Raw genomic sequence first — 14,425 nt, 5'->3', positions numbered from 1 at the left:
ATATGGAACTTGATCTCTGGACTCAGAGCCTCGTCACTGCAATGACTGCGTTGTGGACCAAGATTGCGAACTTCATCCCGAACCTGTTCGGCGCACTGGTTGTGCTGCTGTTGGGCTTCGTGGTGGCCAAGTTGCTGGACACTTTGCTCTCCAAATTGTTGGCCAAACTGGGCCTTGATCGCCTGATGGGAGGCACCGGGCTGACCAAGCTGCTCTCCCGCGCCGGCCTGCAGGTTCCGATCTCGACACTGATCGGCAAGATCGTCTATTGGTTCGTTCTGCTGATTTTTCTTGTTTCTGCTGCGGAATCTCTTGGACTTGAGCGAGTCTCAGCTACGCTAGATATGCTTGCGCTGTATTTGCCGAAAGTATTCGGCGCCGCGCTGGTGTTGCTGGTAGGGGTTTTGCTGGCGCAACTGGCCAATGGCCTGGTGCGTGGCGCGGCTGAAGGTGTAGGGCTGGATTATGCGTCGGGCCTGGGGCGAATCGCTCAGGGCCTGGTCATCATCATCAGTATTTCGGTCGCGATCAGCCAGTTGGAGGTCAAGACTGACCTGCTCAACCATGTGATTGTGATTGTATTGATTACCGTTGGTCTGGCTGTAGCGCTGGCCATGGGATTGGGAAGCCGGGAAATTGCCGGTCAGATTCTTGCGGGAATCTATGTGCGTGAGTTGTATCAGGTTGGGCAAGAAGTGCGTGTTGGCGAGGTCGAAGGTCAGATCGAAGAGATCGGCACGGTTAAAACCACATTGCTGACCGACGAGGGTGAGCTAGTCTCTCTCTCCAATCGGATTCTCCTGGAGCAGCATGTGAGTAGCCGCTAATCCGGCAAACCCTGCTAATGTATGCCGCCGCGAAATGTCCTGAAAAGGCTGCGGCGGACATTGACCTGACTGTCGGCCCGACTTGTTTTGAATAAAGCTCAATCGCTCTCCACGCGCTACGACCCCCGCGAGCTCTCTGATGAGGAGTTGGTCGCGCGCTCGCATACCGAGCTGTTTCACGTAACGCGCGCCTATGAAGAATTGATGCGGCGTTACCAACGAACATTATTTAACGTCTGTGCACGATATCTTGGGAACGATCGCGACGCAGACGATGTCTGTCAGGAAGTGATGTTGAAGGTGTTGTATGGACTGAAGAACTTCGAGGGGAAATCGAAGTTCAAGACATGGCTATATAGCATCACGTACAACGAATGCATCACACAGTATCGGAAGGAACGGCGAAAGCGTCGCTTGATGGATGCTTTGAGTCTTGACCCCCTCGAGGAGGCGTCTGAAGAAAAGGCGCCGAACCCGGAGGAAAAGGGCGGACTTGATCGCTGGCTGGTGTATGTGAACCCGATCGACCGCGAAATTCTGGTGCTACGATTTGTCGCAGAGCTGGAATTTCAGGAGATCGCAGACATCATGCACATGGGTTTGAGTGCGACAAAAATGCGTTACAAACGTGCTCTAGACAAATTGCGTGAGAAATTTGCAGGCGTTGCTGAAACTTAGTTCAGCGCAAATATCTCTTACGTGTAGGCAAGTTCTGATAGACTTGCCGCCGAGTTGTCCCCCGGTTTGCGGGACTGCTTCACAATCACCAGATGGGGATTTAACGGATGAAACTGAAAAACACCTTGGGCTTGGCCATTGGTTCTCTTATTGCTGCCACTTCGTTCGGCGCTCTGGCACAAGGCCAAGGCGCAGTTGAAATCGAAGGCTTCGCTAAGAAAGAACAATTCGACAGCGCTCGTAACTTCAAGAACAACGGCAACCTCTTCGGCGGTTCCGTAGGTTACTTCCTGACCGACGACGTTGAACTGCGTCTGGGCTACGACGAAGTGCACAACGTTCGTTCCGATAGCGGCCAGAACATCAAGGGCGCCAACACCGCTCTGGACGCTCTGTACCACTTCAACAACCCAGGCGACATGGTCCGTCCATACGTCTCGGCTGGTTTCTCCGATCAGAGCATCGATCAGAACGGCTCGAACGGTCGTAACCGTTCCACCTTCGCCAACGTTGGCGGCGGTGCCAAGCTGTACTTCACCGAGAACTTCTACGCCCGTGCTGGCGTTGAAGCTCAATACAACATCGACCAGGGCGACACCGAGTGGGCTCCTAGCGTCGGTATCGGTGTGAACTTCGGTGGCGGCTCCAAGCCTGCTGCTGCTCCAGTTCCAGCGCCAGCTGAAGTCTGCTCCGACAGCGACAACGACGGCGTTTGCGACAACGTTGACAAGTGCCCGGACACCCCAGCCAACGTAACTGTTGACGCTGATGGCTGCCCTGCAGTTGCTGAAGTTGTTCGTGTAGAGCTGGACGTTAAGTTCGATTTCGACAAATCTGTTGTTAAAACCAACAGCTACGGCGACATCAAGAACCTGGCTGACTTCATGAAGCAGTACCCATCCACCACCACTACTGTTGAAGGTCACACTGACTCCGTCGGTCCTGACGCTTACAACCAGAAGCTGTCTGAGCGTCGTGCAAACGCCGTTAAGCAAGTTCTGACCAACCAGTACGGTGTTGAATCGTCCCGCGTTCAGTCTGTTGGCTACGGCGAATCCCGCCCAGTTGCTGACAACAAAACTGAAGCTGGTCGCGCTGTAAACCGTCGCGTAGAAGCGCAGGTTGAAGCTCAAGCTAAGTAATTAGCTCGCAGCTCTGAGAAAAGCCCGGCTTAGGCCGGGCTTTTCTTTGTCTGCGATTTGGGTTTTCGGGCGGGGATCAGGCGGTTGGGTGGCGCGAAAAGAACGCAGGCTGGGTACCTTCGACAGCTGCTAAAAAGCAGTTGAGCCCTCCTGCAGGAGAGGTGAGTACCGAGGCTGCGATCTCTTGATCTGGTCACAACCTGCCACAGCACCGATGACCAGGATAGCCGGGCTCCTGAGCTCGAACGCCAGGGCGTCGCCCTCCATTGCTGTCAGATCGCTGCGACATTCCCGCTGCTCTGGCAGTGACGCATTTTCAATCATCGCCACCGGCGTATCCGCCGCCATTCCCCCCGCGAGCAATTGCTCCCGAATCTCGCTCAGCTTCGCCACCCCCATGTAAATCACCAGCGTTGTGCCCCCTTGTGCCAGTGCCTGCCAGTTCAATCGGCTGCCGTCCTGGGTATGGGCAGTCACCAGTGTCACGCCTCGAGCCACTCCGCGCAGGGTCAACGGAATGTCGCATTGCGTCGCGCCGGCGAGACCGGCAGTGATGCCATTGACCAACTCGACTTCTAGACCGCGTTCACGTAGCCACTGGGCTTCCTCGCCCCCTCGACCAAAAATGCACGGATCACCGCCCTTCAGCCGCACCACGCATTTGCCTTGGCGCGCATAACGCAGCATCAAACGATGAATAAAGGCCTGAGGCGTGGAGCGACAGCCACCGCGCTTGCCCACGGGGATGATCCGCGCGTCTGCGCAATGCTCCAGCACAGCGACATTGACCAGATCATCGATCAGCACCACATCCGCTTCCCTCAATGCCCTTACGGCCTTGAGCGTCAGCAATTCCGGATCGCCCGGGCCCGCACCCACCAGCCAGACTTTTGCGTTCATAGGGTTATCCTCAAGAAAATGAAAGTGATCGGCTGCGACAAGACATCGGCGTTAGCCATGCAGCGTCCACAAAAAGATCGCCAGATTCACAGCCAACGAGACCAGTGCCAACGTGCGCCAGACCTTCAACGGCTCGCGCTCCAGCAACGGCCTGGGCCGCACGCTCAAGCTGTGCCGTTCTCCCTGTTCCAGCAGCAACAACCATTCTTCTGCCGTTTCAAACCGATGTTCCGGGGCCTTCGCGACGGCGCGTTCAAGACTTTGCGCAATCCACTCGGGCAGATCGGGCCGATAGCGGCTGGCGCTGACCGGCGCGCCAAAACGCGGACGCTGAAACGCTTCGATTTCACCGTAGGGGTAGTGTCCGGTAAGCAGGAAGTACAACGTTACGCCCACTGAATAGAGGTCCTGTTGCGGCGTCGGGGGTGTTCCACCAAAGGCTTCAGGCGCGATGTAGCTTGGCGTTCCTGGCAGCGCTGAAGGCAGGTCTTCGGACAAGCCCGAACAGTAGGCGAGGCCGAAATCCAGCAAGCGCAATTCTCCGTCGTCCCCCAGCAACAGGTTCTCGGGCTTGATGTCGCGGTGCAGGATTTGCCGTCTATGCAGCATGCCGACCGCTCGCAGCAGCCGTTCAGCCAGTTCCAGCCATTGAGCGAGCGGAACGGGGCCGACGTCAGCGTGCAGTTTTGCCAGGGTCGAACCGGAATATTCACGCATCACGTAGTACAAATGCTGACGCTGGCTGACCCCATGGACTTCAGGAAAATGCCGTCCGGCGACGCGCTTCAGAAACCATTCTTCCGAGAGCAACGCCTGACCGGCCTGGTGATCATCATGCAGTCGCCCCGGCAAGGTTTTCAGCAGCCAGGGCTGGTGTTGCCCATCACGTACCCGATAGAGCAACGACTGCTGGCTCTGGCCAATGACCCCGTCGACTTGCCAGCCTTCAAACGTCTGCCCCGGCTTGAGTGCCGGCGGCAGGGGCCATTGCTGCAAATGAATCAACGCATCGCCAATGCTGGTTTCACCCAGGGCATCGACCCGCACCACCAGGGCGCTGGCATTGTCCTGGCTGCCGGCCAGGTGCGCAGCGTTGACCAGGGTTTGCGCAGCGCTGTGCAAATCCGGTTGATCACGCAGAACCGCAGCGATCACGGTGTCACCGAGTACGGCCCAGACACCATCGCTGAGCAACACGAAGCACTCATCAAGGCGCAGTTCACCGTCAAGAAAATCAACAACCAGGTGCTGATCAAGCCCCATGGCGCGCTTGAGCACGTGCTGCATGCCCGGTTGATCCCAGACATGATCTTCACTGATCCGCTGTAGCTGCCCGGCGTGCCAGCGATAGACTCTGCAGTCGCCGACGTGCGCCAAGGTAAACCGCCTGCCGCGCAGCACCAGCGCACTGACAGTGGTCAGAAGCGGTTGGCCCCCACCATTTGCCTGTAGCCACCGGTTCTGCGCCTGCAACAGGCGATCCAGGGACTCGGCGACGCCCCAGGTTTCGGGGGTGGCGTAGTAATCCAGCGCCAGAGCCTGCAAGGTAGAGCGCGCCGCGAGACCGCCATCGAGGCACTGGCTGACCCCGTCAGCAATCGCGAACAGAAACCCCTTGCTCGCCGCCAGCGTCGGGTCCGGCGTGACCAGGCGCACGGCGTCCTGATTTTCCTCGCGAGGGCCGATGGCGCTGGCTTCGGCGAAACTCAATTGCAGGCTCATGAAAACGTCAGACCCGCGCCGCCGTCACTGCGGCCGAACCCCAGGTCGTTCTCCAGCGACGTTTCACCCCGTGCAGACCAAACCAGGCGAGCACGCCCAGGCTGGCGAACAACCACAACGCCAGCTGATAGCTACCGGTGCTTTGCTTGATCGCGCCCATGCCGGCTGCCAGTGCAAAGCCGCCAATGCCGCCGGCCATGCCGATCAAACCGGTCATCACGCCGATCTCCCGGCGAAAACGCTGTGGCACCAATTGGAACACCGCGCCGTTGCCCGCACCCAAACCGAGCATGGTGCAGACGAACAGGGCCAGGGCCGCATAGGAGCTCGGCAAGTTGAAACCCACTGCTGCAATGCAAATTGCGGCCACCGTGTACATCCCCAGCAGGGTGCGAATACCGCCGAAACGATCCGCCAGCGCCCCGCCCAACGGACGCATCAAACTGCCGCCGAATACGCAGGCGGCGGTGTAGTACCCGGCAGTGACCGGGCTGAGGCCGTATTGATCGTTGAAGTAGCCGGGCAGGGCGCTGGCCAGGCCGATGAAGCCGCCGAACGTCACGCTGTAGAAAAACATGAACCACCAGCTGTCCCGGTCACCCAGCGCTTTGAAATAGTCCGACACCGACTTGGCTTTCGGTCGCTCTGGCGCGTTCTTCGCCAGCCACGCGAAGACGATGAGCGTCAGGATCAGCGGGATCAGTGCGAAGCCGAATACGTTGCTCCAGCCAAACGCCGCTGCCAGCACCGGAGCGATCAATGCCGCGAGCACCGTGCCGGAGTTGCCCGCACCGGCAATGCCCATGGCCTTGCCTTGATGTTGTGGTGGATACCACTGCGAAGCCAGCGGCAGGGCCACGGCGAAAGACGCGCCGGCCATGCCGAGAAACAGGCCCAGGATCAGCGCTTGCTCGTAAGTGTGAATGCCGAGTTTCCAGGCGCCGAATAACGCGCAAATGACGATCACCTGACCGATCAGCCCTGCAATTTTGGGTGACAGTCGATCAGCCAGCAGCCCCATCACAAAGCGTAAAACCGCCCCGGCCAGAATGGGTGTCGCAACCACCAGCCCGCGCTGTTGAGTGGTCAGGTGCAGGTCTGCGGCGATCTGCACGGCCAATGGCCCGAGCAAGTACCAGACCATGAAGCTCAGATCGAAATAGAGGAAGGCCGCGAACAGTGTCGGGGTATGGCCAGATTTCCAGAAGCTTGAATTCATCGCGCACCTCAGCTGTTAAAAGGAGTCATGAGCTAACAGATGGCACGCCGCAAAACGGCCGCACCACCGGCCCCTTTTTCAAGGGGCCAAAACAAAAAAACGCCGCTACCGGATTTGCCATGGGCAAACAGGGTGAGCGACGTCTTTGTCGTAGGTGGGGCAACCGCCGTTGGTTACCTGTGAGAATTACTTAGCGAGATTTGTGCCAATAAGCTGAGACCGTGTGGTTTCCATCGCGAGCAAGCTTTGCTCCCACACCTTTTGTGATCACACCAATCCCTGTGGGAGCAAGGCTTGCCCGCGATGAGGCCCTCACAGTCACCACAAAACCTCAACCCAACAACTCACTCATCGCAATAATCTGCTCCGCCACCTGAATCAGCTTCTGCTGCCGGCTCATGGCCTGGCGGCGCATGAGGGTGTAGGCGTCCTCCTCGTTACAGTCCTTCATCTTCATCAACAACCCTTTGGCCAGCTCTATACGCTTGCGCTCGGCCAGTTGCTGGTCTCGGGCATGCAGTTGAGCGCGCAGCGCCTGATCGCTCTCAAAACGCGCCATGGCCACGTCCAGGATGGGTTGCAGGCGTTGTGCGTGAATGCCCTCGACAATGTAGGCGCTCACGCCGGACTTGATCGCCTGACGCATCACGCCGGGATCGTGCTCGTCGGTAAACATCACGATCGGCCGCGGCTGGTCACGACTCACCAGCACCACTTGCTCCATGACATCGCGGCTCGGTGACTCGGTATCGATCAGAATCACATCCGGGCGCACCGTTTCGACGCGTGAAGGCAAGTCAATGGTCAGCCCCGACTCGTCGATCACCTCGAACCCGGCTTCAGTCAGGGCCGCTTTCAGGCGGCCGACTTTTTTCGCGGTGTCGTTGATCAGCAGGATACGCAACATGTTCGCAATCTCCTGTCAGCGGCTGGCAAATCGGTGCGAGCTATTGCTCATGGCGTGCAGTTTGAAGCTGCGGGCATAACCCGCCGGGTCAGAGCCGTCCCAGTGCTTGCCGTCGATCAACTGGCTGCTGCGCATGTCGTTGTCCCCGACCGCGACACCTATACCAAGGGCTGCCTCGCGATACACGTCCAATTGCTGTACCTGACTCGCCACCGCCAGGTAGTCCGGATCGTCATGCAACAAGCCCCAGCGACGGAACTGGGTCATGAACCACATGCCATCGGACAGATACGGCAGGTTCACCTCACCCCCGGCATGGAAACGCAAGGCATGCGGGTCTTGCCAGCGATGACCGAGGCCGTCGTCATAGTCGCCAAGCAAACGCGGCTCGATGCAGTCCAGCGGTGCATCCAGATACTGCGGGGCACTGAGCAATTGCGCGGTACTGCGGCGGTTGTCGGTGCTGGCCTCAATGAAACGGCTGGCCGCCAGAATCGCCTTTACCAAAGCCCGGGCCGTATTGGGATATTGCTCAACGAATGAGCGGGTGCAGCCGAGCACTTTCTCCGGGTGATCGGGCCAGATGGTCTGGGTCGTCGCCAGAGTGAACCCCAGGTTCTGTTTGACCGCACTGGCGGACCACGGCTCGCCCACGCAGAATCCGTCGATGCGTCCCGCTTGCAGATGCGCAACCATTTGCGGTGGCGGCACCACCACACTGTCGACGTCCTGCAAGGGATGAATGCCCTGACTCGCCAGCCAGTAATACAGCCACATCGCGTGGGTGCCGGTTGGAAATGTCTGGGCAAACGTGAGTTTTGGGCGACTTTGGTGCACGTGGCGATCCAGTGCTTCAGGACTGGTCACGCCCAAGGCCTGCAAGCCATGGGAAAGATTGATGCTCTGACCATTCTGATTCAGGCCCATCAGCACGGCCATGTCGGTCGACGCCACGCCACCAATCCCCAGGTGAACCGCATAAATCAAACCGTACAGGCTGTGCGCGGCATCCAGTTCACCACTGACCAGTTTGTCCCGAAGGTTGGCCCAGGACGCCTGGCGCTTGAGGTTCAGGGTGAGCCCGTACGGCTGGGCGAAGCCCTGTGTCGCGGCGACCACCACTGAAGCGCAGTCGCTCAGCGCCATGAAACCGAGGTTGATGTCGGTCTTTTCCGGGGCGTCGCTACCGTTGACCCAGGCCAGCGGGCCAGCTGATGGTTCATTCATCGAGTGTGCACCTTCCAAAAAAATGGCGTCGTCCAGGCTTCCTGCGCGAGCAAGGCCGAGTGACGACGCCATTGTCCTTCCACTCATTCCGACGTTGGCATGAGCGCTGATAAAGGTGTTGGTGCAAGGCATATGCCAGCGAGCGGTCCATCAGCATTTCATCAGGATTTAAAGCGCTGCGTCTCGCATCCTGCCGCCCATTCCAACGCTGCGTTGCAAAGGAGGCCGGTGTGCAGATCCAGTGCGATTGCCCCATGACATTGCCCGATGTTCGCCTCAATGATCGGGTGCTGCACCTGCGTGTCGCCGATGAACCTGTGCGCCTGACATCAAACAACAGCCCATTGTCCTGTTCGCTGCCCGCGGGTTGGCAGGGATTGATCGTGATGGACGGCGCGGCAGAGCTGAGCGGCGGCGATGTACAGGTGTGCGCGATGGCAGAGGCCACCCTGGTGAAGCTGCAGGTCTTTATCGACCTGGGAGATACGCTGATCACCAAGGTCTCGCGCCCGTTTCCCTGGGCCGTGCTGGCGGTGGCCGATGAAACCGCCCGATGCGACAAGGCGCTTGAGCGCTGGTACATCGAACAGGCGCTGGCCGGGAGTTCCGCTTACCAGGCTTTTGCCCGCCAGCTACGAAACAACGAGAGCTACGGGCTGGTTCGATTCCTGGTCGAGCAGGGCACCCACAGCGAAAAGCTGTCTGCACTGGCGCAGCGTTATGGCGTCTCGGTATCGCACTTTCGCCGGTTGTGCCAACACGCGCTGGGGAGTGCGGCGAAGCCTGCATTACGCGGCTGGCGAGCGGCTCAGGCGCTATTGAACATGAGTCTTGAAGACGGTTCGCTGACAGATGTGGCACTGGAATTCGGCTACGCCTCGTCTTCACATTTCTCCAAGGAAATCCGCGAGCTGGTGGGTTTCTCACCCAGCAGTCTGGCGGACATCACCGACCTTTCAAGCAAGTGAACCGATGATTTCTCGCTTTTTCCCCGTGTTTTTTTTACCGGCGCTATTAAGCGCTGCACTGACCCTCGCGCCAATGCATGCGGGAGCTCGGGACAATGCCTACGTGGCTCGCGAGCAAAGCGTTCGGACCTTCTTTACAGAGTTGTCCGGCCCTCTGGGTAAAACGGTTGTGGTGAGCAAGGCCGCCGCCGCGAAGCGGATTTCCGGTGAGTTCGAACTGGGCTCGGCGCAGAAGACCTTCGAAAGAATCGCCGCTCAAATGGGCCTGATCTGGTACAGCGATGGCCAATCGATTTACGTGTATGACGGCTCGGAAGTCAAAAGCTCGATGGCGTCTTTGCAAACCCTGACCGTCAACCGACTCCAGGGCTTCCTGAAACAGTCCGGGCTGCACGATGCCCGCTACCCGATGCGTCATGACGGCCTGCGCACGTTCCACATTTCCGGGCCTCCCATCTACGTTGACCTGGTGATGCAGGCCGCGCAGCTGATGGATAACCAGCGTTCGGATTTGCTGCTCGGCAAACAGCAGATCGGCGTCATTCAGGTGCAAAACACCTTTGTCGGCGACCGTAAATACGAATTGCGCGATGACCAGGTCACGATTCCTGGCCTCGCGACCGTGATTGAGCAACTGCTGCGGGGCGAGAAGAGTGAGGTCGAACCCCAGTTGGCGCAAAACACTGCGCAGACGTCACAGGGCCTGATGCCCGCGTTTCCCCTGGAAGGCCTCGCCACTGCGTCTTCATCGGATGACCCTGCAGCACCGCGCATTCTTGCGCGGGAGATGGCGGCGGGGAATATCCGGGTGGTGGCCTATCCCGACACCAACAGCCTGCTGGTCAAGGGCCTGCCGGAACAGGTGCGTTTTATCGAAAACCTGGTGACTGCGCTGGACACGCCGAAGCGGCATGTGGAGTTGTCACTGTGGATCATCGATCTGCACAAGGACGAACTCAATCAGCTGGGCATCGAATGGCAAGGCGCGGTGAAAGTCGGTAGCCAGTTTTCCGCGTCCCTCAATGCCGGCTCGGCGACCACGCTCGACGGCGTGTCGTTCGTCGCGCAGATCATGGCGCTGGAGCGTACCAGTCGCGCCAACGTCGTTGCGCGTCCCGTGATCCTCACCCAGGAAAACGTCCCGGCGATTTTTGACAACAACCGCACCTTCTATGCGCCCTTGGTTGGCGAACGCACGGTCGAGTTGCAGCACGTGACTTACGGCACATTGATCAACGTATTACCGCGTTTCGCCAAGGTCGACGAGATCGAGATGTCGCTCAATATCGAAGACGGCAACGAAGTCGAAAGCGCCGGTGATGGCGAGCGCCCGAATGCCTTGCCGACGGTTGGCCGCACGCGCATCAGTACGGTGGCGCGAGTCCCTCATGGCAAGAGTCTGCTGGTTGGCGGGTTTACCCGCGACGATCACAGCGAGCAGATCGGACGTATCCCGGTATTGGGCTCGATCCCGTGGATCGGAAGGCTGTTCAGTTACCGCCAGAACCGCTCGGCGAATACCGTGCGGGTGTTCCTGATTCAGCCCAAGGAAATCACCAGCGAACTGCAACCGGACAGCCTCGACCCAGCCACACGCTTGATGACTCCAGAGCAGCATGAGCGCCTTCGGCGTTCCTATTTACGCGCAGGACAGAACTGATGTTGCCGATTGGATCAGCCGGCGGACGGGCCGCGCAAGCCCGACTGAACAGCGAAAAAGCCGCTGAACACCCTCAGCCGCAACCCAATGCCGACGTGGAAACAGACGAGACCGGCACGTCCGCTGCTACCCAGCGCTTTGTGCAGATGAGCGATGAAATGTCGGCAGCATTGGCGCAATTTCGAGGCCGGCGACATTTTGAGCTCAAGTCCGAGTCGATGACCGAAAGCTTTGAACGGGTGCTGGATGACGACACTGTCAGCAAGGCTCGGCAGCTGTTCAGTCTGGCGCGGCTGGGGGACAAACCCGTCGCGTGGTTGCTGCAAATGGCGCGCAGCCTGTTCCCTGATGACAGTGACCTGGCCCTGGTGCTGCGTGAGCTGCTACGTCGTAAAAAACTCGACGCGGGCACGCGTCAACGGCTCGAAACCCTGTTGCAAACGGTGCTCGAACAGGGCTCGCCAAAGCGCATGAAGGCCGGCATCAACGCTGCCTTGAAGGCGCGAATGTTCGGCAAGGCGATTGCCGTGCGGGCGGGGTTCCTGCGTGAAACCTACCGGGATTTTCTGGAATCCGACGACGGTCCGGTCAGTTGCTATCAGGACTGGATCGCGACGTATGGCGAGGCCCGGCGCATGACCGTCCTGGCATTTATCGAGGCAGCCTTGCTGACCGACATCAGTGCTCAGGACCCCAGTTGCTCGCGCAGGGAATTCGGCGAGTTGCTGACCCGGCTGACGGCTCTCAAGCGCCTGCGCTCGGCGGAAACCGGGTTTATCACAAGCGTGCTGGGTGACCGGCTGATCTGCCAGCACAACGCTGAGGAGCGTGACTGGCTGGTGTTCCTTCTCGGCCTGCTGACGTATCCCGATGAGCTCGACCAACTGTTACTCGGTGCTTTGGGCGAAAGCGTTGTTCTGAGCCAGCACCGTGAGCGCTCGGCGCTGCTGCAAGTGATACGCCGGCTCAGCCTGCAGCTGCCACTCGAGTTGTTTTGCGATGAAGAAGCACCGCAGCGTCTGGCGCAGTTGTTCAGTCAATTGGCGGACATACCCTTCGCCCACGAATGCATCGAACGACGTCGCCTCGCCGCTGGTTTTCAAGGACTCTGACTCTCCATGTTCAATCAATTTCTACGCAACGTCAGCGCGCGCCCGGAACTGCTGATCCTGACGTTGATGGTGATGATCATCGCCATGCTGATCATCCCGCTGCCGACCGCGCTGGTGGATTTCCTGATCGGCCTCAACATCGTCATTTCGCTGCTGGTGTTCATGGGTTCGTTCTACATCGAACGCATCCTCAGCTTCTCCACATTCCCGGCCTTGCTGCTGCTGACCACGCTGTTTCGCCTGGCACTGTCGATCAGCACCAGCCGTTTGATCCTGAGCCAGGCCGACGCCGGGGACATCATTGCCTCGTTCGGTGAGTTCGTGATCGGCGAAAGCCTGGTGGTTGGCTTCGTCATCTTCTCAATCGTCACCATCGTCCAGTTCATCGTCATCACCAAGGGCTCGGAACGGGTCGCCGAAGTCGCTGCTCGCTTTTCTCTGGACGGCATGCCCGGCAAGCAGATGAGCATCGACGGTGACCTCAAGGCCGGTGCCCTGACCGCTGAAGAAGCCAAGGAAAAACGTAGCGTACTGGAGCGCGAAAGCCAGCTGTACGGCTCTTTTGACGGCGCAATGAAGTTCATCAAGGGTGACGCGATCGCCGGCATCATCATCATTTTCGTCAACTTCATCGGCGGCATGGCCATTGGTGTCGGGCAGATGGGCATGGACATGTCCACGGCCCTGTCGACCTACACCTTGCTGACCATTGGCGATGGTCTGGTGGCGCAGATTCCTGCATTGCTGATCGCCATCGGCGCCGGTTTCATCGTCACCCGGGTCAATGGTGATGACAGCAATCTTGGGCGCAACATGCTCGCACAGATGCTCGGTAACCCATTTGTACTGGGGGTGACGGCGGTGCTGGCGGTGGGTGTGGGGTTGTTGCCGGGCTTTCCGTTGATCACTTTTTTACCGATTGCGGTGGTGTTGGGGCTGGTGGTGTTTTTCCGGCACCGCAAGGCTTCAAGACTTACCGGGCCACCGGTTGAATCCAGCGCCTCTGTCGCCACACCAGGGGAGGCGTCAACCGAACTGGGCCTGTTGGAAGACATCGACAGCATTGCCACCGAAACCGTCCCGCTGATGTTGTTGGTGCCCACTTCACGCCTGCACGAGCTCGACACCGCTCGCTTGGCGGTGCGCTTTCGCAGCCAGTTTTTCGTCGACTACGGACTGCGGATTCCCGAGCCCCAGATACGCGGCAGTGACGCTTTATCCGCGCATCAGGTGGCTGTGCTGATCAATGAAGTGCGCGCCGACCAATTCGACATTCATTTCGATCATTGGCGGTTACTCGACTATTCGCCGGAACTGGAGCCGTTAGGTTTTTCACTGGTACGAGGCGCCGACGGTCATCAGCGAGGGGGGACCTGGGTTACCGCCGATGACAGGGAGCGGGTGCAGCAGCTGGGCTATCAACTGCGACCGGCCTACGACGAATGCTACCGCTGCCTGGTGACGTTGCTGGCGCGCAACATCCAGGAGTTTTTCGGTGTGCAGGAAACCAAGCAGCTGCTCGACGAGATGGAAAACCGTTACCCCGACCTGCTCAAGGAAGTTTACCGCCACGTCACCGTGCAGAAGATCGCCGAGGTCCTGCAACGGCTGATCGGCGAGCGTATTTCCGTGCGCAACATGAAGCTGATTCTCGAGTCACTGGCCCATTGGGCCTCGCGAGAAAAGGATGTGTTGGCCCTGGTCGAGCACGTCCGTGGCGCGATGGCGCGCTACATCAGTAACAAATTCGCCCACGGCAATGACCTGCGCGTGCTGTTGCTGTCGCCGGAGTTTGAGGACGTGGTGCGCAAGGGCATTCGGCAAACCTCGGGCGGCAGCTTCATCAATCTCGAACCCGCCGAAGCGGAAGAGTTGATGGACCGCCTGAGCGTCGGTCTGGACAGCCTGCACATTGCACAAAAGGACATGGTGGTGCTGTGTTCGATTGATGTGCGGCGCTACATCAAGAAGCTGATCGAAGGAAAGTTTCGCGAACTGGACGTGATGTCGTTCGGCGAAATTTCCGAAACGATCTCGGTCAACGTTATCAAGACGCTGTAAGG

At 58.9% G+C, this 14,425-nt stretch carries 12 protein-coding genes; 7 read left to right on the top strand and 5 right to left on the bottom strand.

Annotated elements, in window-relative coordinates:
- Positions 1–2 precede the first annotated feature (2 nt).
- From H7698_RS02965 to H7698_RS02955, 3 genes are all read left to right on the top strand, one after another.
- Positions 3–827: a mechanosensitive ion channel family protein gene (locus H7698_RS02965; RefSeq protein WP_162438321.1), complete on the top strand. Its 825-nt coding sequence runs from the start codon at positions 3–5 to the stop codon at positions 825–827.
- Between the two features lie 87 nt (positions 828–914).
- Positions 915–1,505: an RNA polymerase sigma factor SigX gene (sigX, locus tag H7698_RS02960; protein WP_028621383.1), complete on the top strand. Its 591-nt coding sequence runs from the start codon at positions 915–917 to the stop codon at positions 1,503–1,505.
- A 107-nt stretch (positions 1,506–1,612) separates the two neighbouring features.
- Positions 1,613–2,647 (top strand): OmpA family protein, encoded by a 1,035-nt coding sequence (locus H7698_RS02955; protein ID WP_162438322.1) that lies wholly within the window; start codon positions 1,613–1,615, stop codon positions 2,645–2,647.
- Between the two features lie 129 nt (positions 2,648–2,776).
- Here the strand turns inward: H7698_RS02955 and cobA are convergent, their stop codons facing one another.
- The 5 genes from cobA to H7698_RS02930 form a co-directional block, all read right to left on the bottom strand.
- Positions 2,777–3,547 (bottom strand): uroporphyrinogen-III C-methyltransferase, encoded by a 771-nt coding sequence (gene cobA / locus H7698_RS02950; protein ID WP_194690525.1) that lies wholly within the window; start codon positions 3,545–3,547, stop codon positions 2,777–2,779.
- 51 nt (positions 3,548–3,598) lie between these two features.
- On the bottom strand, positions 3,599–5,269 hold the full coding sequence (locus H7698_RS02945; RefSeq protein ID WP_194690524.1) for a bifunctional protein-serine/threonine kinase/phosphatase: 1,671 nt from the start codon (positions 5,267–5,269) through the stop codon (positions 3,599–3,601).
- A gap of 7 nt (positions 5,270–5,276) precedes the next feature.
- Entirely contained in the window at positions 5,277–6,488 is a 1,212-nt protein-coding gene (locus H7698_RS02940; RefSeq protein ID WP_194690523.1) for a nitrate/nitrite transporter, read from the bottom strand.
- A gap of 331 nt (positions 6,489–6,819) precedes the next feature.
- Entirely contained in the window at positions 6,820–7,395 is a 576-nt protein-coding gene (locus tag H7698_RS02935) for an ANTAR domain-containing response regulator (protein ID WP_162438326.1), read from the bottom strand.
- Positions 7,396–7,410: 15 nt separating this feature from the next.
- Positions 7,411–8,622, bottom strand: coding sequence for a CmpA/NrtA family ABC transporter substrate-binding protein (locus tag H7698_RS02930; RefSeq protein WP_194690522.1), 1,212 nt, complete (start codon positions 8,620–8,622; stop codon positions 7,411–7,413).
- A gap of 254 nt (positions 8,623–8,876) precedes the next feature.
- On the opposite strand from H7698_RS02930, the gene H7698_RS02925 reads away from it, so the two are divergent.
- The 4 genes from H7698_RS02925 to H7698_RS02910 are packed head-to-tail and all read left to right on the top strand — an operon-like array spanning position 8,877 to position 14,423.
- Positions 8,877–9,590, top strand: a complete 714-nt coding sequence (locus H7698_RS02925) for a helix-turn-helix domain-containing protein (RefSeq protein WP_194690521.1) — start codon at positions 8,877–8,879, stop codon at positions 9,588–9,590.
- Positions 9,591–9,594: 4 nt separating this feature from the next.
- Positions 9,595–11,250, top strand: coding sequence for a type III secretion system outer membrane ring subunit SctC (gene sctC / locus H7698_RS02920; RefSeq protein ID WP_194690520.1), 1,656 nt, complete (start codon positions 9,595–9,597; stop codon positions 11,248–11,250).
- Positions 11,247–12,362 (top strand): type III secretion system gatekeeper subunit SctW, encoded by a 1,116-nt coding sequence (gene sctW, locus H7698_RS02915; RefSeq protein WP_194690776.1) that lies wholly within the window; start codon positions 11,247–11,249, stop codon positions 12,360–12,362. The genes sctC and sctW overlap by 4 nt, the downstream gene beginning before the upstream one ends.
- Before the next feature lie 6 nt (positions 12,363–12,368).
- On the top strand, positions 12,369–14,423 hold the full coding sequence (locus tag H7698_RS02910; protein ID WP_162438330.1) for an EscV/YscV/HrcV family type III secretion system export apparatus protein: 2,055 nt from the start codon (positions 12,369–12,371) through the stop codon (positions 14,421–14,423).
- Positions 14,424–14,425: the final 2 nt, after the last annotated feature.

Origin of the sequence: Pseudomonas sp. p50(2008), assembly GCF_015351605.1 — a bacterium.
Taxonomy (GTDB): domain Bacteria; phylum Pseudomonadota; class Gammaproteobacteria; order Pseudomonadales; family Pseudomonadaceae; genus Aquipseudomonas.
Note: the sequence above shows the minus strand (reverse complement) of the source record. Positions and strands in the feature narration are given on the sequence as shown.

Bases quoted from the DNA above. Each gene is read 5' to 3' on its own strand.
- H7698_RS02965 (WP_162438321.1), top strand. From the start codon at position 3: ATGGAACTTGATCTCTGGACTCAGAGCCTCGTCACTGCAATGACTGCG.
- H7698_RS02955 (WP_162438322.1), top strand. From the start codon at position 1,613: ATGAAACTGAAAAACACCTTGGGCTTGGCCATTGGTTCTCTTATTGCT.
- cobA (WP_194690525.1), bottom strand. From the start codon at position 3,547: ATGAACGCAAAAGTCTGGCTGGTGGGTGCGGGCCCGGGCGATCCGGAA.
- H7698_RS02945 (WP_194690524.1), bottom strand. From the start codon at position 5,269: ATGAGCCTGCAATTGAGTTTCGCCGAAGCCAGCGCCATCGGCCCTCGC.
- H7698_RS02940 (WP_194690523.1), bottom strand. From the start codon at position 6,488: ATGAATTCAAGCTTCTGGAAATCTGGCCATACCCCGACACTGTTCGCG.
- H7698_RS02935 (WP_162438326.1), bottom strand. From the start codon at position 7,395: ATGTTGCGTATCCTGCTGATCAACGACACCGCGAAAAAAGTCGGCCGC.
- H7698_RS02930 (WP_194690522.1), bottom strand. From the start codon at position 8,622: ATGAATGAACCATCAGCTGGCCCGCTGGCCTGGGTCAACGGTAGCGAC.
- H7698_RS02925 (WP_194690521.1), top strand. From the start codon at position 8,877: ATGACATTGCCCGATGTTCGCCTCAATGATCGGGTGCTGCACCTGCGT.
- sctC (WP_194690520.1), top strand. From the start codon at position 9,595: ATGATTTCTCGCTTTTTCCCCGTGTTTTTTTTACCGGCGCTATTAAGC.
- H7698_RS02910 (WP_162438330.1), top strand. From the start codon at position 12,369: ATGTTCAATCAATTTCTACGCAACGTCAGCGCGCGCCCGGAACTGCTG.